The organism is Mesorhizobium sp. B283B1A (assembly GCF_020165735.1).
Classification (GTDB): Bacteria; Pseudomonadota; Alphaproteobacteria; order Rhizobiales; family Rhizobiaceae; genus Mesorhizobium; species Mesorhizobium opportunistum.
The window spans coordinates 1-19,796 of record NZ_JAIUIQ010000046.1 but is presented as its reverse complement, the minus strand read 5'-3'; the positions used below and the strand labels follow the sequence as shown (position 1 = coordinate 19,796).

18 protein-coding genes, 1 pseudogene and 1 riboswitch are annotated in these 19,796 nt (G+C 63.6%); of the genes and pseudogenes, 4 read left to right on the top strand and 15 right to left on the bottom strand.

What is annotated here, in order from left to right:
• The 15 genes from nuoN to LB577_RS27965 all read right to left on the bottom strand — a co-directional run bounded on the left by nuoN (position 1) and on the right by LB577_RS27965 (position 15,900).
• Positions 1 to 1,437, bottom strand: a complete 1,437-nt coding sequence (nuoN, locus tag LB577_RS28035; RefSeq protein WP_013894822.1) for an NADH-quinone oxidoreductase subunit NuoN — start codon at positions 1,435 to 1,437, stop codon at positions 1 to 3.
• A gap of 18 nt (positions 1,438 to 1,455) precedes the next feature.
• The gene (locus tag LB577_RS28030; protein WP_224689785.1) at positions 1,456 to 2,961 is read right to left on the bottom strand and encodes an NADH-quinone oxidoreductase subunit M; all 1,506 of its coding nucleotides are present in this window, start codon (positions 2,959 to 2,961) and stop codon (positions 1,456 to 1,458) included.
• Complete coding sequence (nuoL, locus tag LB577_RS28025) at positions 2,961 to 4,934, bottom strand: NADH-quinone oxidoreductase subunit L (protein WP_224689784.1); 1,974 nt, start codon at positions 4,932 to 4,934, stop codon at positions 2,961 to 2,963. Before nuoL ends, LB577_RS28030 begins: the two co-directional genes overlap by 1 nt.
• Before the next feature lie 10 nt (positions 4,935 to 4,944).
• Positions 4,945 to 5,253 (bottom strand): NADH-quinone oxidoreductase subunit NuoK, encoded by a 309-nt coding sequence (gene nuoK, locus LB577_RS28020; RefSeq protein WP_013894819.1) that lies wholly within the window; start codon positions 5,251 to 5,253, stop codon positions 4,945 to 4,947.
• A gap of 1 nt (position 5,254) precedes the next feature.
• Positions 5,255 to 5,875: an NADH-quinone oxidoreductase subunit J gene (locus LB577_RS28015; protein ID WP_013894818.1), complete on the bottom strand. Its 621-nt coding sequence runs from the start codon at positions 5,873 to 5,875 to the stop codon at positions 5,255 to 5,257.
• A gap of 233 nt (positions 5,876 to 6,108) precedes the next feature.
• The gene (gene nuoI, locus LB577_RS28010; RefSeq protein WP_023763316.1) at positions 6,109 to 6,600 is read right to left on the bottom strand and encodes an NADH-quinone oxidoreductase subunit NuoI; all 492 of its coding nucleotides are present in this window, start codon (positions 6,598 to 6,600) and stop codon (positions 6,109 to 6,111) included.
• Positions 6,600 to 7,643 (bottom strand): NADH-quinone oxidoreductase subunit NuoH, encoded by a 1,044-nt coding sequence (gene nuoH / locus LB577_RS28005; protein WP_023763315.1) that lies wholly within the window; start codon positions 7,641 to 7,643, stop codon positions 6,600 to 6,602. The genes nuoI and nuoH overlap by 1 nt, the downstream gene beginning before the upstream one ends.
• A 2-nt stretch (positions 7,644 to 7,645) precedes the next feature.
• On the bottom strand, positions 7,646 to 9,727 hold the full coding sequence (gene nuoG / locus LB577_RS28000) for an NADH-quinone oxidoreductase subunit NuoG (RefSeq protein WP_224689783.1): 2,082 nt from the start codon (positions 9,725 to 9,727) through the stop codon (positions 7,646 to 7,648).
• A gap of 73 nt (positions 9,728 to 9,800) precedes the next feature.
• Positions 9,801 to 10,490: an NADH-ubiquinone dehydrogenase gene (locus LB577_RS27995; protein ID WP_224689782.1), complete on the bottom strand. Its 690-nt coding sequence runs from the start codon at positions 10,488 to 10,490 to the stop codon at positions 9,801 to 9,803.
• Positions 10,491 to 10,568: 78 nt separating this feature from the next.
• Entirely contained in the window at positions 10,569 to 11,873 is a 1,305-nt protein-coding gene (gene nuoF, locus LB577_RS27990; protein WP_013894812.1) for an NADH-quinone oxidoreductase subunit NuoF, read from the bottom strand.
• Between the two features lie 10 nt (positions 11,874 to 11,883).
• On the bottom strand, positions 11,884 to 13,164 hold the full coding sequence (locus tag LB577_RS27985; protein ID WP_224689781.1) for an NADH-quinone oxidoreductase subunit E: 1,281 nt from the start codon (positions 13,162 to 13,164) through the stop codon (positions 11,884 to 11,886).
• Positions 13,165 to 14,355 carry an NADH-quinone oxidoreductase subunit D gene (locus tag LB577_RS27980; RefSeq protein ID WP_013894810.1) on the bottom strand — a complete coding sequence of 397 codons (1,191 nt, stop codon included), beginning with the start codon at positions 14,353 to 14,355 and terminating at the stop codon, positions 13,165 to 13,167.
• Positions 14,356 to 14,958 (bottom strand): NADH-quinone oxidoreductase subunit C, encoded by a 603-nt coding sequence (locus tag LB577_RS27975; RefSeq protein WP_023763311.1) that lies wholly within the window; start codon positions 14,956 to 14,958, stop codon positions 14,356 to 14,358.
• Positions 14,959 to 14,962: 4 nt separating this feature from the next.
• The gene (locus LB577_RS27970) at positions 14,963 to 15,544 is read right to left on the bottom strand and encodes a NuoB/complex I 20 kDa subunit family protein (protein WP_013894808.1); all 582 of its coding nucleotides are present in this window, start codon (positions 15,542 to 15,544) and stop codon (positions 14,963 to 14,965) included.
• Complete coding sequence (locus LB577_RS27965) at positions 15,535 to 15,900, bottom strand: NADH-quinone oxidoreductase subunit A (RefSeq protein WP_010910112.1); 366 nt, start codon at positions 15,898 to 15,900, stop codon at positions 15,535 to 15,537. Before LB577_RS27965 ends, LB577_RS27970 begins: the two co-directional genes overlap by 10 nt.
• A gap of 333 nt (positions 15,901 to 16,233) precedes the next feature.
• Here LB577_RS27965 and LB577_RS27960 point away from each other — a divergent pair, with 333 nt between their 5' ends.
• The 4 genes and pseudogenes from LB577_RS27960 to LB577_RS27945 form a co-directional block, all read left to right on the top strand.
• Positions 16,234 to 17,433: a winged helix-turn-helix domain-containing protein gene (locus tag LB577_RS27960; RefSeq protein ID WP_224689780.1), complete on the top strand. Its 1,200-nt coding sequence runs from the start codon at positions 16,234 to 16,236 to the stop codon at positions 17,431 to 17,433.
• A 29-nt stretch (positions 17,434 to 17,462) separates the two neighbouring features.
• Positions 17,463 to 17,669: riboswitch (cobalamin riboswitch) on the top strand.
• A 37-nt stretch (positions 17,670 to 17,706) separates the two neighbouring features.
• Positions 17,707 to 18,135, top strand: a complete 429-nt coding sequence (locus tag LB577_RS27955) for a DUF1636 family protein (RefSeq protein ID WP_224689779.1) — start codon at positions 17,707 to 17,709, stop codon at positions 18,133 to 18,135.
• Between the two features lie 2 nt (positions 18,136 to 18,137).
• Positions 18,138 to 19,190: a cobalamin biosynthesis protein CobW gene (gene cobW, locus LB577_RS27950; RefSeq protein WP_224689778.1), complete on the top strand. Its 1,053-nt coding sequence runs from the start codon at positions 18,138 to 18,140 to the stop codon at positions 19,188 to 19,190.
• Between the two features lie 16 nt (positions 19,191 to 19,206).
• Positions 19,207 to 19,796 (top strand): annotated as a pseudogene (locus tag LB577_RS27945) (cobaltochelatase subunit CobN); the annotation flags it as partial.

Sequence of the window (19,796 nt, the reverse complement as noted above, 5' to 3'; positions counted from 1 at the left end):
CTAGAAGAACGTCTTGGCGGCGGCTTCGGCATAGGTGCCGATCGGCCCGCCGATCAGCACATAGAACAGCACGAAGGCGCCACAGACGCCGAGCACGACGCGCAATTCCGTGGCCATCGGCACGAAACCGCCGACGGGTTCGTCAAACCACATGATCTTGATGATGCGCAGATAGTAATAGGCGCCCACCACCGAGGCCAGCACGCCGATGATCGCCAGCGCATAGAGATTGGCGTTGATGGCGGCGAGGAAGACGTACCACTTCCCCCAGAAGCCGGCGAGCGGCGGAATACCGGCCAGCGAGAACATCAGGATGGTCAGGATCGTCGCCATGATCGGATTGGTTGATGACAGGCCGGCCAGGTCGCTGATCTGCTCGACATTGCCTTCCTTGCGCCGCATGGCGAGGATGAAGGCGAAGGTGCCGAGCGTCATCACCAGGTAGATCAGCATGTAGATGGCGACGCCGCGCACGCCGGCCTGGCTGTTGGCGGCAAGGCCGACCAGCGCGTAGCCCATATGGCCGATCGAGGAATAGGCCATCAGGCGCTTGATGTTGGTCTGGCCGATGGCGGCAAAGGCGCCGAGCGCCATGGAGGCGATCGAGATGAAGACGATGATCTGCTGCCAGTCGGCGGCGATCGGCTTGAACGCGCCCATGGTGACGCGCACGATCAGCGCCATCGCCGCCATTTTCGGCGCTGCCGCGAGGAAGGCCGTCACCGGCGTCGGCGCGCCCTCATAGACGTCCGGCGTCCACATGTGGAACGGCACCGCCGAGATCTTGAAGGCAAGGCCGGCCAGCACGAAGACGAGCCCGACGACCAGGCCAAGCTGACGCTCGCCGCCGCCAAGTGCGGTCGCGATCTCCTGGAAGCCGGTGTTGCCGGTGTAGCCGTAGACCAGCGAGATGCCATAGAGCAGCATGCCCGACGACAGCGCGCCGAGCACGAAGTACTTCAGGCCGGCCTCGGTCGAACGCAGATTGTCGCGATTGATCGCCGCCAGCACGTAGATCGCCAGCGACTGCAGTTCGAGGCCGAGATAGAGCCCGATCATGCCGTTGGCCGAGATCATCAGCATCATGCCCAGCGTGCAAAGCAGGATCAGCACCGGATATTCGAACTTGTCGAAACGCTCCGCCTTGGCAAAGCGCATCGACATCACCAGCGTCACCGCCGAGCCGACCAGCGCCAGCACCTTCATGAAGCGGGCGAAGGAATCCTGGACGAAGGCGTTGCCGTAGGCGCTGCCCTGCCCCGTGGAAAAGATCAGCCAGGCGCCGGATATCACCAGCACGGCGACGGCAAGGCCGGTCACCGTGTTGGCGGTGTTGGCGCGCGAATAGGCCCCGACCATCAGCAGCGCGAGCGCTCCGATGGCAAGGATCAGCTCGGGCGTCGAGAGCGACAGGCTGGAGAGAAGGTCCGGCGTCATGGTTCGCAAAACCTCTGGTCAGTTCGCCGCCGCGGTCTGCGCGGCGCCGATGGATGCGGTGACATTGGTGACGAGCGACTTGACCGACTGGGCCGTCGCGTCGAAGACGGGAGCGGGATAGACGCCGAAGAAGATGACCAGCACCACCAACGGGTAGATGATGACCTTCTCGCGTGGCGACAGGTCGAGCAGCCCCTTCAGGCTGTCCTTGGTCAGCGCGCCGAAGATCACCCGGCGGTAGAGCCAGAGCGCGTAGGCGGCCGACAGGATGACGCCGGTGGCGGCGAAGAACGCGACCCAGGTGTTGACCCGGAACACGCCGAGCATGGTCAGGAACTCGCCGACGAAGCCTGACGTGCCGGGCAGGCCGACATTGGCCATGGTGAAGACCATGAACACGGTGGCATATTTCGGCATGTTGTTGACGAGGCCGCCATAGGCGGCGATCTCACGCGTGTGCATGCGGTCGTAGATCACGCCGACGCACAGGAACAGCGCGCCCGAAACGAGGCCGTGGCTGAGCATCTGGAAGATCGCGCCCTGCACGCCTTCCTGGTTCATGGCGAAGATGCCCATCGTGACGAAGCCCATATGGGCGACCGACGAATAGGCGATCAGCTTCTTCATGTCCTCCTGCATCAGCGCCACCAGCGAGGTGTAGATGATGGCGACGACGGAGAGCGTGAACACCAGCGGCGCGAACATCTCGGACGCCAGCGGGAACATCGGCAAGGAGAAGCGCAGGAAACCGTACCCGCCCATCTTCAGGAGGATGGCGGCCAGGATGACCGAGCCGGCCGTCGGCGCCTCGACGTGCGCGTCCGGCAGCCAGGTGTGCACCGGCCACATCGGCATCTTCACCGCGAAGGAGGCGAAGAAGGCGAGCCATAGCCATGTCTGCATGTTGGCCGGGAAGCTGTGGGTCAGAAGGGTCGGAATGTCGGTCGTGCCGGACTGATAGAACATCGCCATGATGGCGAGCAGCATCAGCACCGAGCCGGCCAGCGTGTAGAGGAAGAACTTGAACGAGGCATAGACGCGCCGCTTGCCGCCCCAGACGCCGATGATGATGAACATCGGGATCAGGCCGGCTTCGAAGAAGACGTAGAACAGCACGATGTCGAGCGCGCAGAACACGCCGATCATCAGCGTCTCGAGCAGCAGGAAGGCGATCATGTAGGCCTTGACGCGCTTCTCGATCGATTCCCAGGACGCCAGGATGCACAGCGGCATCAGGAACGTCGTCAGGATGACGAACAGCATGGAAATGCCGTCGACACCCATATGGTAGGAGATGCCGGAGTCGAGCCAGGCGACCTTCTCGACGAACTGGAAGCCGGCCTGCGAATTGTCGAAGCCGGTCCAGATGAACAGCGAAATGATGAACGTGAACGTTGCCGTCAACAGCGCGATGGCGCGGATGTTGCGACGTGCGTTTTCGCTGTCATCGTTGATGAACAGGATAAGCAGCACACCAACCAGCGGCAGGAAGGTGACCAGCGAGAGGATTGGCCAAGCGGTCATCAGAGCATCATCCAGGTGACGAATGCGGCAACGCCGATCAGCATGGCGAAGGCATAGTGATAGAGGTAGCCGGTCTGCAGCTTGACGACGCGGTTGGTGACGTCGACGACGCGCGCCGAAATGCCATCCGGCCCAAGCCCGTCGATGATGGTGCCATCGCCGGTCTTCCACAGGAAATGGCCAAGACGCTTGGCCGGCCGCACGAACAGGAAGTCGTAGAGCTCGTCGAAGTACCACTTGTTGAGCAGGAAGGCGTAGAGCCCGCGATGCTGGGCGGCCAGATTGACGGGCATTTCCGGCGAGCGGATGTAGAATTTCCAGGCCAGCGCCAGGCCGATCAGCATGGCGATGAAGGGCGACAGCTCGACCCACAGCGGTAGCTCATGGATCTCGTGCAGGATGTTGTTGTCCGGCAGCGTGAACAGCGAGGCCTTCCAGAACTCGGCATAGCCTTCGCCGATAAAGGAATTGTGGAAGATGATACCGGCAAACAGCGCGCCGGCGGCCAGGATGAACAGCGGCACCAGCATCACCGGCGGCGATTCATGGACATGGTGCATCACCTCGTGGCTCGCCCGCGGCTTGCCGTGGAAGGTCATGAAGATCAGCCGCCAGGAGTAGAAGGAGGTGAAGCCGGCGGCGATGACCAGCAGCACGAAGGCTAGGCCGGCGACCGAATTGTGGCTGGCAAAGGCGGTCTCGATGATGGCGTCCTTGGAGAAGAAGCCGGCGGTGCCGATGACGGTCACCGGGATGCCGACGCCGGTCAGCGCCAGCGTGCCGATCACCATCATCCAGTAGGTGGCCGGGATCAGCTTTCTCAGGCCACCCATCTTGCGCATGTCCTGCTCGTCGGAGACGGCATGGATGACCGAACCCGAGCCGAGGAACAGCAGGGCCTTGAAGAAGGCGTGCGTGAACAGGTGGAAGATCGCGGCGCCATAGGCGCCGACGCCGAGCGCCACGAACATGTAGCCGAGCTGCGAACAGGTCGAATAGGCAATGACCCGCTTGATGTCGTTCTGGACGAGACCGACGGTCGCCGCGAAGAAGGCGGTGAAGGCGCCGATGAAGGTCACCACCGTCAGCGCCGAATGCGACAGCTCGAACAGCGGCGACAGCCGCGCCAGCATGAACACGCCGGCCGTCACCATGGTGGCGGCATGGATCAGCGCCGAGACCGGTGTCGGGCCTTCCATGGCGTCCGGCAGCCAGGTGTGCAGCGGCACTTGCGCCGACTTGCCCATGGCGCCCATGAACAGGAGCAGGCAGACGACGGTCATCGCCGCCTGCTTGTCCAGTGCATGGCCGAGGAAGGTAAGCACGGCCGCTCCTTGCGGCGCGCCTTCAGCGGGGACGAATGTCGCCGCATTGGCGAAGATGGTGCCGAGATTGACCGAGCCGAACAGCACGAACACGCCGAAAATGCCGAGCGCGAAGCCGAAATCGCCGACACGGTTGACGACGAAGGCCTTGATTGCGGCGGCATTGGCCGACGGCTTCTTGTACCAGAAGCCGATCAGCAGGTAGGACGCCAGGCCCACCCCTTCCCAGCCGAAGAACATCTGCACGAGATTGTCGGCGGTCACCAGCATCAGCATGGCGAAGGTGAACAGCGACAGGTAGGCGAAGAAGCGCGGCCGGTTCGGATCGTGGTGCATGTAGCCGATCGAATAGATGTGAACCAGCGCCGAGACGGTGTTGACCACCACCAGCATCACCACCGTCAGCGTATCGATGCGCAGCGCCCAGGATACGTCGAGGCCTCCGGACTGGATCCAGTGCAGCACCGGCACGGTGAACACCTCGCCATGGCCGAAGCCGACGCTGAAGAAGGCGACCCACGACAGGACGGCCGAAATCACCAGGAAGCCGGAGGTGATGTATTCGGACGCCTTGGCGCCGAGCGACGTGCCGAACAGGCCGACGATCAGGAAGCCGAGCAGTGGAAGGAAGACGATGGCCTGATACATGGTGGTTCCGTCAACCCTTCATCATGTTCACGTCTTCGACCGCGATCGAGCCGCGGTTGCGGAAGAAGACGACGAGAATGGCAAGTCCGATGGCGGCTTCCGCCGCTGCGACCGTCAGCACGAACAGCGCGAACACCTGGCCGACCAGATCGCCGAGCGCCGCCGAAAAGGCGACGAAGTTGATGTTGACTGCAAGCAGGATCAGCTCGACCGACATCAGGATGACGATGATGTTGCGGCGGTTCAGGAAGATGCCGAACACACCGAGCGTGAACAGGATCGCCGATACGGTCAGATAATGTGCGATGCCGACGACCATCTCAGACTCCTTCGCCCGACTTGACCTTGCGGATTTCCATGCCGGTCGCCGGCGTGCGGCCGACCTGGGCTGCGATCGACTGCCGCTTGACCCCTTCCTTGTGGCGCAGCGTCAGCACGATGGCGCCGATCATGGCAACCAGCAGGATGAGGCCCGAAATCTGGAAGTAGTAGAGGTAGTCGGTGTAGAGGATGTCGCCGAGCGCGGCCGTGTTCGAACGCGCGGCGAGATCGGGAATCGGCTTGGCGACCGTCGAGGCGAGCTGCGGCGCGAAGGTGTAGCCGCCGAGCACCACGATCAGCTCGGCCGCCAGGATCAGCCCGACAAGCGCGCCGATCGGCGCGTATTGCAAGGCGCCTTCCTTCATCTCGGCGAAGTCGACGTCGAGCATCATGACGACGAACAGGAACAGCACCATCACCGCGCCGACATAGACGACGAGCAGGATCATCGCCAGGAACTCGGCGCCGGTCAGCATGAAGAGGCCGGCGGCATTGAAGAAGGTCAGGATCAGGAACAGCACCGAATGCACGGGGTTGCGCGACGAAATGACCATGAACGCCGATGCCACCGCGACAAAGGCGAAGAGGTAGAAAAAGGCCGCCTCTAGTCCACTCAGCATTGGGGATCCCCCGGGTTCCTATCCGAAACAGGACAACCGTCCTGTTCGATTTTTGCCGCCGCCTCCGGCCGCAAGTTGCGTGTTCCTATCGCATGTTCCGATCGGGTTGAAAGGCCCGATCGACAGAAACATGCGACACTCTTCTATTCTGGAGGATGATCTCGTTCGAAAAGTCCGAAACTTTTCGGGATCGTCCTCTGGACGAGGCCCCTCGCCCCGTCCATGCGTCGATATCAGCGGTAGGGCGAGTCCAGCGAGATGTTGCGCGCCAGTTCGCGCTCCCACCGGTCGCCATTCGCCAGCAGCCTGTCCTTATCGTAGTAGAGTTCCTCGCGCGTCTCCGTCGCGAATTCGAAATTCGGCCCCTCGACGATGGCGTCGACCGGGCAGGCTTCCTGGCAAAAGCCGCAATAGATGCACTTCACCATGTCGATGTCGTAGCGCACCGTGCGGCGCGTGCCGTCATTGCGGCGCGGGCCGGCCTCGATGGTGATGGCCTGCGCCGGGCAGATCGCCTCGCACAATTTGCAGGCGATGCAGCGTTCCTCGCCATTGGGATAGCGGCGCAAGGCATGCTCGCCACGGAAGCGCGGGCTCACCGGCCCCTTCTCGTGCGGATAATTGATCGTCTCCTTCGGCGCGAAGAACTGGCGCATCGACAGGAAGAAGGCGCTGACGAAATCCTGCAGCAGCAGCGATTTTGCGGCTTGGGACAAAGCGGACATCACGCAAACCCCGTGATCTTGAGGAAGGCGGCGGTGGCGACCACCATGAACAGCGAAATCGGCAGGAACACTTTCCAGCCCAGCCGCATCAGCTGGTCGTAGCGGTAACGCGGCACGAAGGCCTTGACCATGGAAATGCCGAAGAACACGAAACAGACTTTCAGCACGAACCAGATGACGCCGGGCACCCAGGTGAAGGGCGCGAAGTCGAAGGGCGGCAGCCAGCCGCCGAGGAACAGGATGGTGGCCAGCGCGCACATCAGAACGATGGCGACATATTCGCCCAGGAAGAACAGCAGGAACGGCGTCGAGGAATATTCGACCATGTGGCCGGCGACCAGCTCCGATTCGGCTTCGACCAGGTCGAAGGGCGGCCGGTTCGTCTCGGCCAGCGCCGAGATGAAGAAGATGATGAACATCGGGAACAGGGCCAGCCAGTTCCAGTCGAGGAAGGTGTTGGGCAGGCCAAGCCGCGTGCCAAGCCCGCCTTGCTGCGACAGCACGATATCGCTGAGGTTGAGCGATCCGGCGGTGAGCAGCACGGTGACGATGACGAAGCCGATCGAGACCTCGTAGGACACCATCTGGGCCGCGGAGCGCAGCGCGCCGAGGAACGGATATTTCGAGTTGGACGCCCAGCCGCCCATGATCACGCCATAGACCTCGAGCGAGGAGATAGCGAAGACATAGAGGATGCCGACATTGACGTTGGCGATCGCCCAGCCCTGGCTGACCGGGATGACCGCCCAGGCCGAGATCGCCAGCACCGCCGACACCAGCGGCGCCAAAAGGAACACGCCCTTGTTGGCGCCTGATGGGATGACCGGTTCCTTGAAGACGAACTTCAACAGGTCGGCGAAGGCCTGCAGCGTGCCCCAGGGGCCGACGACGTTCGGGCCACGGCGCAACTGCACCGCCGCCCAGATCTTGCGGTCGGCGTAGAGGATGTAGGCGACGAAGATCAGCAGCACGACGATCAGCACCACTGATTTCAAGAGGATCAGCAGCGCCGGCAGCACGTAGAAGGAGAAGAAGGTGTCCATGCTTATTCCGCCGCCTGCTTGAAGCCGCTCTTGGCCAGTGCCGAGCATTCCGCCATCACGGCGGACGCCCTCGCGATCGGGTTGGTCAGGTAGAAATCCTTGACCGGCGAGGTGAAGGTGCCCTTGTTCAGCCGCCCGCCGAGCTTCGCCACCCCGGCGATATCCTCGGCATTGCCGGCCGCGACCTGGTCGATGCGGGCAAGATGCGGGTATTCGCCATAAAGCTTGGCGCGCAGTTGCGGCAGCGAATCGAACGGCAGCTTCTTGCCCAGCACGTCCGACAGCGCCCGCAGGATCGCCCAGTCCTCGCGCGCATCGCCCGGTGCGAAGCCGGCGCGGTTGGTCTGCTGCACGCGCCCTTCCGTGTTGACATAGGTGCCCGACTTTTCGGTGTAGGCGGCCGCAGGTAGGATGACATTGGCGCGGTGCGCGCCGGCGTCGCCATGGGTGCCGATATAGACGACGAAGGCGCCGCCGGTCTTGCCCATGTCGATCTCGTCGGCGCCGAGCAGGAACAGCACGTCCGTTTCGCCGAGCATGCCGGCGACGTTCTTGCCGCCCTCGCCCGGCACGAAGCCGAGATCCAGGCCGCCAACGCGCGCCGCCGCGTTGTGCAGCACGGCAAAGCCGTTCCAGTCGGCCCGTGCGGCGTTCACCGCGGCGGCGAGCTTGGCCGCCTGGCCGAGCACCGCAGCGCCGTCCGCGCGTGCCAATGCGCCTTGGCCGACGATGATCAGCGGGTGCGTCGCCTTCTTCAGCGTCTGGAAAAACTTGCCATTGCCGTCAGCCAGATCCTTCAGCGAATCCGGTCCGGCGCCCAACAATTCATACTCGTAGCGGGTGTCGCCGACATCGCCGATGACGCCGACCGGCAGATTGCCGACCCGCCAGCGCTTGCGGATGCGGGTGTTGAGCACCGAGGCCTCGAAGCGCGGATTGGCGCCGATGATCAGCACCGCGTCGGCCTGCTCGATGCCTTCGATGGTCGGGTTGAAGATGTAGCTGGCACGGCCGAGCGCCGGGTCGAGCGCGGCGCCATCCTGGCGGCAATCGGTGTTCCTGGAGCCGAGCGAAGCCATCAGCAGCTTCAGCGCGTAGATTTCCTCGACCGCGGCCAGATCGCCGGCAATAGCGCCGATCTTCTCGGGCGTCGTCTTCGACACAGCGTCCTTGATAGCGGCGAACGCGTCGGCCCAGCTTGCCGGAACCAGCTTTCCGTCTTTTCGGATATAGGGCCGGTCGAGACGCTGCGTGCGCAGGCCGTCCCAGATGAAGCGGGTCTTGTCGGAGATCCACTCCTCGTTCACCTGCTCGTTGACGCGCGGCAGGATGCGCATCACCTCGCGGCCACGGCTATCGACGCGGATCGCCGAGCCGACGGCATCCATGACGTCGATGGATTCAGTCTTGGTCAGCTCCCACGGCCGCGCCTGGAAGGCGAACGGCTTGGAAGTCAGCGCGCCGACCGGGCAGAGATCGATGACATTGCCCTGCAGCTCCGAGGTCATCGCGCTTTCGAGATAGGTGGTGATCTCGGCATCCTCGCCACGGCCGATCAGGCCGAGTTCGGAAATGCCGGCGACTTCGGTGGTGAAGCGGACGCAGCGCGTGCAGTGGATGCAGCGGTTCATCACCGTCTTGACCAGCGGGCCGATATACTTGTCTTCGACCGCGCGTTTGTTCTCGTGATAGCGCGAGGAATCGACGCCGAAGGCCATCGCCTGGTCCTGCAGGTCGCATTCGCCGCCCTGGTCGCAGATCGGGCAGTCGAGCGGATGGTTGATCAGCAGGAACTCCATCACGCCTTCCCGGGCCTTCTTGACCATCGGCGTGTTGGTGAAGATCTCCGGCGGCTCGCCATTGGGGCCCGGGCGCAGGTCGCGCACGCCCATGGCGCAGGAGGCCTGCGGCTTGGGCGGCCCGCCCTTGACCTCGATCAGGCACATACGGCAGTTGCCGGCGATCGACAGCCGCTCGTGGAAGCAGAAGCGCGGCACTTCCGCGCCTGCGTCTTCCGCCGCCTGCAGCAGCGTATAGTGGTCGGGTACAGTGATCTCTTTCCCGTCGACCTTGAGCTTTGCCATTCGCCTCAAACCCCTGCGGATTTCCCGCAATCCAATTTCCCGGGCGCGACAGACGCAGCGCCCGACATTTCATTCACTTCTTCGCGGACAGCGCAGTTGCCTGGGCAGTCCAATCGTCGCGGCCGATGCGGCCGTTGAACGACAGATAGTCGTCGACCCAGGCGATCTCCTGCCGCGACCAGGCCGCGATCTGGGCATACGTCCAGATGCCGAGCCCGTTCAGAACTTTCTCGAGCTTCGGGCCGATGCCCGATATCGCTTTCAAATCCGACGGCTTCGCCGGCTTGTCCATGGCCTTGGGCTGGCGGAAATCCTCGGGCAACAATGCGTCGGGGACGTCGCCCGTTGCCGGGCCGGCACTGGCCACCGGCGCTGTGGTGGCGGCTTCCTTGGCGGCAATGTCGGTGACTTCCTGCGCGAAGGACTGCGCCTCGGCAATCATGGTCTTCGCCGTCGCCCGCGCCTTGGTGGACGAAGAATTCGCGTCCTCGAATTGCTCTACGCGCGCCTCGAAATCCTCGATCAGCGGCTGCATCAGGCGTTGGGATGCCTCGGCGGCTCCCGAAAGCGCGCCCAGCCAGACGCCGAACGCGTGGTTGGCGAGCCCGAGGCTCAAGGCCGACATTGCAGCGGCACCCGCGACAGGGTGCGCGAAAAGGTTGACGGCACTGGCCATCTCCTTCGGCATCATCCTGGTCAGGTCCTGGTTCATCTTCTCGATCTGGTCCAAATTGGGCATCAATGAGTACGAATACGGCGCCATAGAAAGTTCTCCTGGTCGTTTCTTCGTTCGCCCCGCCCCGTTCGTCTCGTCCCGGGCTTTCGCCCGAAATCACAAATTCTATTCCGCCGCCACCATCACCGGTTCGGCCCGGTGCGCATTGCGCGAAAACTCGTCGATGCGGCGCTCCACCTCGCCGCGGAAATGCCGCATCAGGCCCTGGATCGGCCATGCCGCCGCGTCGCCCAGCGCGCAGATCGTGTGGCCCTCGACCTGCTTGGTGACGTCGAGCAGCATGTCGATCTCGCGCTTCTGCGCCTCGCCGCGCACAAGCCGCTCCATCACCCGCCACATCCAGCCGGTGCCTTCGCGGCACGGCGTGCACTGGCCGCAGCTCTCATGCTTGTAGAAATAGGACAACCGCGCGATCGCCTTCACGACATCGGTCGACTTGTCCATGACGATGACGGCCGCCGTGCCGAGACCGGACTTCAGGTCGCGCAGCGCGTCGAAATCCATCGGCGTGTCGATGATCTGCTCGGCCGGCACCAGCGGCACAGAGGCGCCACCAGGAATGACCGCCAAGAGATTGTCCCAGCCGCCGCGAATACCGCCGCAATGCGTCTCGATCAACTCGCGGAACGGGATCGACATCGCCTCTTCGACGGTGCACGGATTGTTGACGTGGCCGGAGATGCAGAACAGCTTGGTGCCGACATTGTTGGGCCGGCCGAAGGACGAGAACCAGGCCGCGCCGCGGCGCAGGATGGTCGGCGCCACCGCGATCGACTCGACATTGTTGACGGTCGTCGGACAACCATAAAGTCCGACATTGGCCGGGAACGGCGGCTTCAGCCTGGGCTGGCCCTTCTTGCCTTCGAGGCTTTCGAGAAGTGCTGTCTCCTCGCCGCATATATAGGCGCCGGCGCCGTGGTGCATGTAGATGTCGAAATCGTAGCCCGACGTGTTGTTCTTGCCGATCAGCTTGGCCTCATAGGCCTCGTCGATAGCGCGCTGCAGCGCCTCGCGCTCGCGGATGAACTCGCCGCGCACATAGATGTAGGCGGCGACCGCCCCCATGGCGAAGCCGGCGATGAAGGAGCCCTCGACCAGCGTGTGCGGATCGTTGCGCAGGATGTCTCGGTCCTTGCAGGTGCCGGGCTCGGATTCGTCGGCATTGACGACGAGGTAGCTCGGCCGGCCGTCGCTCTGCTTGGGCATGAACGACCATTTCAAGCCGGTCGGGAAGCCGGCGCCGCCACGGCCGCGCAGGCCCGACGCCTTCATCTCGTTGACGATCCACTCGCGCCCCTTGGCGATGATGCCGGGCGTGTTGTCCCAGGCGCCGCGCGCCATCGCGCCGGCCAGCGACTTGTCGAACAGGCCGTAGATGTTATTGAAGATGCGGTCTTTGTCCTGAAGCATTTTTCGTCCCTCAGACCGGCTTCTTGCCGAAAACGCGGATGTATTCGGCGACACCGCCCTTGGCGAGCGCCTTGGCCTGCTTGACCCAGTCATCGCGGTCGATGCGGCCTTGGAAGGAAAGATAGCCGTCGACCCACTCGCGCTCGGCCTTCTTCCACGACGCGACCTGCGCGAAGGTGAAGATGCCCAGCGTATGCAGGATGCCCTCGATCTTCGGACCGACGCCGGAGATCAGCTTGAGGTCGTCGACAGCGGCCGGCCTGTCGATGCCGGCCGGGCGGTTCTTGTCCTCAAGCGAGGGTTTGGCCGGCTTTGCCACGGGCACCTTGGCCTCCGGCGCCTTGAACGCGGTGGCCGGCGCGGCCTTGGCGATCGGACCGCTGCGCTGCTTGGAAACCTTCTCGACCTCGGGGGCCGCCTTGTTGGCATTGACGGCCGAATGCCGCGGCGCCGAAACGCTCGCCGCCTTCTCCGCCGCCGGCGCCACCTTGGTCTTCGAGGGTGTCTTCAATGCCGGGCTGGTCTCGGCCGCATCGGTCTTCGGCTTGCTGGCATTGGACGGCGCGACAGGGGCAGTGGCGGGTGCCGGAACAGGCGCCGCGATGATCGCGTCGGGCGCCGCCTTGGCGGCCTTGGCTGCTTCCCTGGCTTCCCGGTCGCGGGTCGACTTGAGGATCGCCTTTTCGCTCTTCAGCGTGGTGAGGCCAGAGGCCGGCTCCGAGCCGGTGCGGCCGTTCTGCGGTCCCGGCGCCACCGAGGCGCCCTTGCCTGCGTCATAGAGATCGATGATTTCGGCCAGCCTCTCGGGTGTCAGGTCCTCGAACGTATCCTTGAAGACCATGACCATCGGCGCGTTGACGCAGGCGCCGAGGCACTCGACCTCCTCCCACGACAAGGTGCCCTTGTCGTTGGTGTGGAACTGGTCGTGATGGATTTTCGAGCGGCAGACATCCATCAGCGCTTCCGAGCCGCGCAGCATGCAGGGCGTGGTGCCGCAGACCTGGATGTGCGCGCGCGTGCCGACGGGATTGAGCTGGTATTGCGTGTAGAAGGTCGCGACCTCGAGCCCGCGGATCCGTGGCATGCCGAGCATGTCCGAAATCGTCTCGATCGCCGCCTTGGTGACCCAGCCTTCCTGCTCCTGCGCTATCATCAGCAAGGGGATGATCGCCGACTGCTCCCGGCCCTTGGGGTATTTCTTGATCCATTGCTTCGCCGCGGCCGCGTTTGCCCGGTTGAAGGCGAAGGAGGCTGGCTGGACGCTTGCTTCTGCGAGACGGCGGACTGACATTTAGCGATCGACCTCACCAAACACGATGTCGAGGGAGCCAAGAACGGCGGTGACGTCGGCCAGCATGTGGCCGCGGCACAGGAAATCCATGGCCTGCAGATGCGCGAAGCCGGGCGCGCGCAGCTTGCAGCGGTAGGGCTTGTTGGTGCCGTCGGAGACCAGGTAGACGCCAAACTCGCCCTTCGGCGCCTCGACGGCTGCATAGACTTCGCCGGCCGGCACGCGATAGCCCTCGGTGTAGAGCTTGAAGTGGTGGATGAGCGCTTCCATCGAGCGCTTCATCGCCTGGCGCTTCGGCGGCACCACCTTGCCGTCGAGGTTCGAAACCGGTCCGGTGCTTTCCTTGCCGAGCAAGAGATCCACGCACTGGCGCATGATCTTCGCGGACTGCCGCATCTCTTCCATGCGCACCAGGTAACGGTCGAAGCAGTCGCCGTTCTTGCCGATCGGAATATCGAAATCCATTTCCGAGTAGCATTCATAAGGTTGCGACTTGCGCAGGTCCCAGGGCGAGCCCGAGCCGCGCACCATGACGCCCGAAAAGCCCCAGGCCCAGGCATCGGCCAGCGAAACAATGCCGATATCGACATTGCGCTGCTTGAAGATGCGGTTGCCGGTCAGCAGCTTGTCGAGATCGTCGAGCGACTTCAGGAACGGGTCGATCCACTTGCCGATATCCTCGACCAGCTGGCGCGGCAGGTCCTGGTGGACGCCGCCGGGGCGGAAATAGGCGGCATGCATGCGCGAGCCGGAGGCGCGCTCATAGAACACCATCAGCTTTTCGCGCTCGACGAAGCCCCACAGCGGCGGCGTCAGCGCGCCGACGTCCATGGCCTGCGTCGTCACATTGAGGATATGCGACATGATGCGGCCGATTTCGCAGTAGAGCACGCGGATCAACTGGCCGCGCCTTGGCACCTCGATGCCGAGCAGACGCTCGGCGGCCAGCGCAAAGGCATGCTCCTGGTTCATCGGCGCGCAATAATCGAGCCGGTCGAGATAAGGCACCGCCTGCAGATAGGTCTTGGCCTCGATCAGCTTTTCCGTGCCGCGATGCAAGAGCCCGATATGCGGATCCACGCGGTCGACGACTTCGCCGTCCAGTTCGAGAACCAACCTCAAAACACCATGCGCTGCAGGGTGTTGCGGACCAAAATTGATGTTGAAATTGCGGACGGAGGTTTCAGCCATTTACTGCTTTGCCTTCTCGTCACCCGGCAGCACGTAGTCCGTACCTTCCCACGGGGACAAAAAATCGAAATTGCGGAATTCCTGCTTGAGCTCGACCGGCTCGTAGATGACGCGCTTGGCTTCGTCGTCGTAGCGCACTTCGACAAAACCGGTCAGCGGGAAATCCTTGCGCAGCGGATGGCCTTCGAAGCCGTAGTCGGTCAACAGGCGGCGCAGATCGGGATGGCCCGAGAACAGCACGCCATAGAGATCGTAAGTCTCGCGCTCGAACCAGTCGGCACCCGGAAAGACGCCGGTGATCGACGGCACCATCGTTTCCTCGTCGGCCTGCACCTTGACGCGGATGCGGACATTCTGCCTCGGCGACAACAGGTGATAGACGACGTCGAAGCGCTTGGCCCGCGACGGATAATCGGCGCCGCAGACATCGATGATCGAGATGAACTGGCAGCGCGGGTCGTCGCGCAGGAAGGTCACCACCTCGACCAGGTTTTGCGGCTCGACATGGACGGTGAGTTCGCCATAGGCGAGCACCGCGTCACTGAAGCGGCCAGGCAGCTTCTCGCCGAGATAGGTCGACAGTTCGCTAAGGGATGCGGCCATGGATTTACCGTTCGATCGTGCCGGTGCGGCGGATCTTCTTCTGCAGCAGAAGAATGCCGTAGAGCAGGGCTTCGGCGCTCGGCGGGCAGCCGGGCACATAGATGTCCACCGGCACGACACGGTCGCAGCCGCGCACCACCGAATAGGAATAGTGGTAGTAGCCGCCGCCATTGGCGCACGAGCCCATCGATATGACGTAGCGTGGCTCCGGCATCTGGTCGTAGACCTTGCGCAGCGCCGGCGCCATCTTGTTGGTCAGCGTGCCGGCGACGATCATGATGTCGGACTGGCGCGGAGACGCGCGCGGCGCGACGCCGAACCGCTCCGAGTCATAACGCGGCATCGAGGTATGGATCATCTCGACCGCGCAGCACGCCAGACCGAAGGTCATGAACATCAGCGAGCCGCTGCGCGCCCAGGTGATCAGCGCCTCGGTCGAGGTGACCAGGAAACCCTTGTCGGCAAGCTCGTTGTTGATTTCGAGGAAGAAGGGATCGTCCTGTCCCACCGGCTTGCCGGTGTTGGGATCGATGATACCCTTGGGCTTCGGCGCGACGAGGGTGCCTGAACTGTCGTTCAATCCCATTCCAGCGCTCCTTTTTTCCATTCATAGGCAAAGCCGATGGTCAGCACTGCCAAAAACACCATCATCGACCAGAAACCGAGCATGCCGATCTTCGAGAAGGACACCGCCCAGGGAAACAGGAAGGCCACTTCCAGATCGAAGATGATGAACAAGATCGACACCAGGTAGAAGCGGATGTCGAATTTCATGCGGGCATCGTCGAACGAGTTGAAACCGCACTCGTAGGCGGAAAGCTTTTCGGGATCGGGGTTGCGGTACGCCACCAGGAACGGTGCGGCCAGCAGCGCCAGACCGACGACCAGCGCCACGCCGATGAACAGGACGATGGGCAGGTACGAACTGAGAAGTGCGTTCATGCAGCGGCTTTCCGTTGGCGCCAATCCATTTTGATTACAGCACCGGACCTTAATGCGGAAGCGTGACAGTTTAACCGCTGAACCGTTTTAAGGGGCCTATGCTGCAACGCGGCGAGGGTTAGCGCAGCACTTCCAGCGAAGCAAGTCAAACCTTGTTCAAAAGGCGGTGCTGGACGGCATATACGGAGAAACTGGTCCGATACGCTCCTGTTTGATTTCCTTCGCTTTTTACTCCACTTTTCTCTCCTGACATGGATGCCGCCAAAACCCTGCTAGCATGGACAGGAATCACCCATCAAACGACGGTCAACGAGTTACAAGAGTCGCATCCGAATGAAGGAAAAGATCCCGCTTGCCACCGCCCGGCGCGTCGCGCTCGCCGCTCAGGGTTTTCTCGACTCCCGCCCTAATGGCACGCCCGACCGCCGTCATTTCGCCCGCGTTCTGTCCCGCACCGGCCTGCTGCAGATCGATTCCGTCAGCGCGGTGGTGCGCGCGCATTATATGCCGCTCTATTCGCGCCTTGGCCCCTACCCGCTCGCTCTGCTCGACAACGCCGCCGTCACCCGCAAGCGCACGGTGTTCGAATACTGGGCGCACGAGGCCTCCTTCCTGCCGGTGGAGACCTGGCCGCTGATGCGCTGGCGCATGCAGCGCGCCGAGCAAGGCAAAGAGATGTATCTGGGGCTGGCCAAATGGGGCCGCGAGCACGCCGCCTATAGAGAAGAGATCTACCGCGAGGTCGTCGCGCGCGGCCCGATCGCTGCTTCCGCGCTCGAAGGCCAGAAAGGCTCGGGCGGCTGGTGGGGCTGGAGCCACGCCAAGCATGCCTTCGAATGGCTGTTCTGGGCCGGGCGCATCACGACGGCGCACCGCCGCGGGTTCGAGCGCTTCTATGACCTGCCCGAGCGCGTGCTGCCGCCGGCGGTTCTCGACCTGCCCGTACCGGCCGCCGAGGACGCGCACCGCGAATTGCTGCGCATCTCCGCCCGCGCCCATGGCGTGGCGACATCAGGCGATTTGCGCGACTATTTCCGCCTTTCCCCCGCCGACATGAAGGGCCGCCTGGAGGAATTGGTCGAACTCGGTGAGCTGCTGCCGGTGCGCGTCGAAGGCTGGGATAAGCCCGCTTACCTGCACAAGGATGCGCGTCTGCCCAGGAAAATCGACGCCCGTGCCTTACTGGCCCCGTTCGATCCCGTGGTCTTCGAACGCTCGCGCTCGGAGCGGCTGTTCGATTTCCACTACCGTATCGAGATCTACACGCCGGCCGAAAAGCGCCAATACGGCTATTACGTCCTGCCGTTCCTGCTCGGCGACAGGATTGTAGCGCGCGTCGATCTCAAGGCCGATCGGCCGGCGAGTGTGCTACGCGTCCACGCAGCCTATGCCGAAGCTGGCGCACCGCCTGAAACCGCCGCCCAGCTTTTCGAGGAATTGAAGCAAATGCAGGGCTGGCTCGGGCTTGAGCGCATGGAAGTGACGCCCGCCGGCGACCTCGGACAGTCACTTGCCGACATCGCCATGTCGTAGGCCCGCGTTGACAGTCCTGCCTGCAACAGCCTAAATCCGCTCCAGACGGTCTCTTCTCTTCAATGAGAGGGGCTAAGAGGGAATGCGGTGCGGGATGAAAAATCTCAAATCCGCGGCTGTCCCCGCAACTGTAAGCGACGAGCCAAGGCCGAAAGCCACTGGGAATTCCCGGGAAGGCGGCTAACCAAGGCGATGACCCGCGAGCCAGGAGACCTGCCGTCTGCGACAACTAATCCGATCGCCCGGCGGGTTTCCGGGCAAGGAGCCCGGTTTTTGGACCAGAACAGCAGTTTTTCGGCTGGCACAGCGGACAATTCGTCCGCCGACAGCGATGCCTTGTCCGGCGTCACCGTGATCATCTGCGCCTCGTGCCGTGACGAAACCGGCTCCGACGCCCATCCCCGCGCCGGCGAACTGCTGGCTGAGGATACGCGCAACGCCGCCTCGGGCGAAGATATCCGCGTCCGTACTGTCGAATGCCTCGGCAATTGCAAGCGCCGGCTGAGCGCCGCCATCCTGCGCGACGGCTGCTGGAGCTATGTCTTCGGCGACCTGACCACGGCCTGCGGCGCCGACCTTGTCGCCGGCGCAAAGCTCTTCGCCACCTCGACCGACGGCCTCATCCCATGGCGTGGCCGGCCCGATAGCCTCAAGCGCGGCCTCGTTGCCCGCATCCCTCCCCTCGACATGCTGAAGGACTGACCATGACTGTTCCAGATTCGTCCGCCAACCTCTCTCGCGTTCCCTGCACCGTCGTCACCGGCTTTCTCGGCGCGGGCAAGACGACGCTGGTCCGCCATCTGCTGGAAAACGCCGGCGGCAAACGCATTGCCATCATCGTCAACGAGTTCGGCGACATCGGCATCGACGGCGAGATTTTGAAGGGCTGCGGCATCGACACCTGCCCGGAGGAAAACATCGTCGAACTGGCCAATGGCTGCATCTGCTGCACCGTGGCCGACGATTTCGTGCCGGCGCTCGACCAGATCCTGGCGCTGACGCCGAAGGTCGACCACATCCTGATCGAGACGTCCGGCCTGGCTCTGCCCAAGCCGCTGGTCCAGGCCTTCCAGTGGCCGACGGTGAAAAGCCGCGTCACGGTCGACGGCGTGATCGCCGTGGTCGACGGTCCCGCGCTGGCCGAAGGCCGCGTCGCCAATGACATGGACGCGCTGCAGGCGCAGCGCGCTCAGGATGAGAGCCTCGACCATGACGACCCGGTTGAGGAAGTGTTCGAGGACCAGATCGCCTGCGCCGACCTGATCATCCTGTCGAAGAGCGACCTGATGGACGCCGCAGGCTCAGCCCGCGCCAACGCCATCATCAGCGAACACTCCGCCCGCGCCGTGAAGATCGTGCCGACCTCGCATGGCAAGGTCGATCCCTCCGTGCTGCTCGGCCTCGGCCTCGCCGTCGAGGACGACATCGAGAACCGCAAGTCCCATCATGACGGCGCATTCGACCACGAGCATGACGACTTCGACACCTTCATCGTCGACATTCCCTCGATCGCCAATCCCGACGAGCTGGCAAAGCGCGTCGCCAACGCCGCCGAACAGGAAAACGTCCTGCGCGTCAAAGGCTTCGTCGAGGTCGGCGGCAAGCCGATGCGGCTCTTGCTGCAGGCCGTCGGCCCGCGCGTCAATCATTACTATGACCGCGCCTGGACCGCTGAGGACGATCGCCGTTCGCGCCTCGTCGTCATCGGCCTCAAGGGGCTGAACCGCCCGGCGATCGAACGAATACTCGCCGGCTGATCTCGGACAGGCCGCGATGCACATCCTCACCACGACTTCCGCCTCGCTCGACGATCTCGCCGAGCCGGTCGACCTGCGGCAGACGCCGGCGGATATCGTGGCGCTGTCCTTCACCGACAGCGATCTGGCCGGACTGGCGGCGGCGTGGAAGGCCGACGCCGGCCGCCTGCCCTCGATGCGGCTCGCCGCACTGCGCGACCTGCGTCATCCCATGTCCGTCGACCTCTGGGTCGACAGCGTCGCCCGCCATGCCAAGATCATCCTCGTGCGCATCCTCGGCGGCCACGACTGGTGGCGCTACGGCTGCGACCAGCTTGCCGCGACCGCCCGCGCGCACGGCATTAAACTGGCGCTGCTGCCGGGTGAGAGCCACGACGAGGATCTCCGCCTCATCGAAGCCTCGACGCTGCCGCGCGAGGAGTTGGATAGCCTGCTCGGCTATTTCCGCGAGGGCGGCCCGGCCAATATGAGTGCGCTGATGCGGAGGCTGGCGGGGCTGGCTGGGCAGGATGCGGAAATTGCCGAGCCGGTCGAAGTTCCAAAAGTCGGCTACTACGAGCCCACACGCGGCATCGTCCCCCTCCCCCTCGAGGGGAGGGTCCGGCC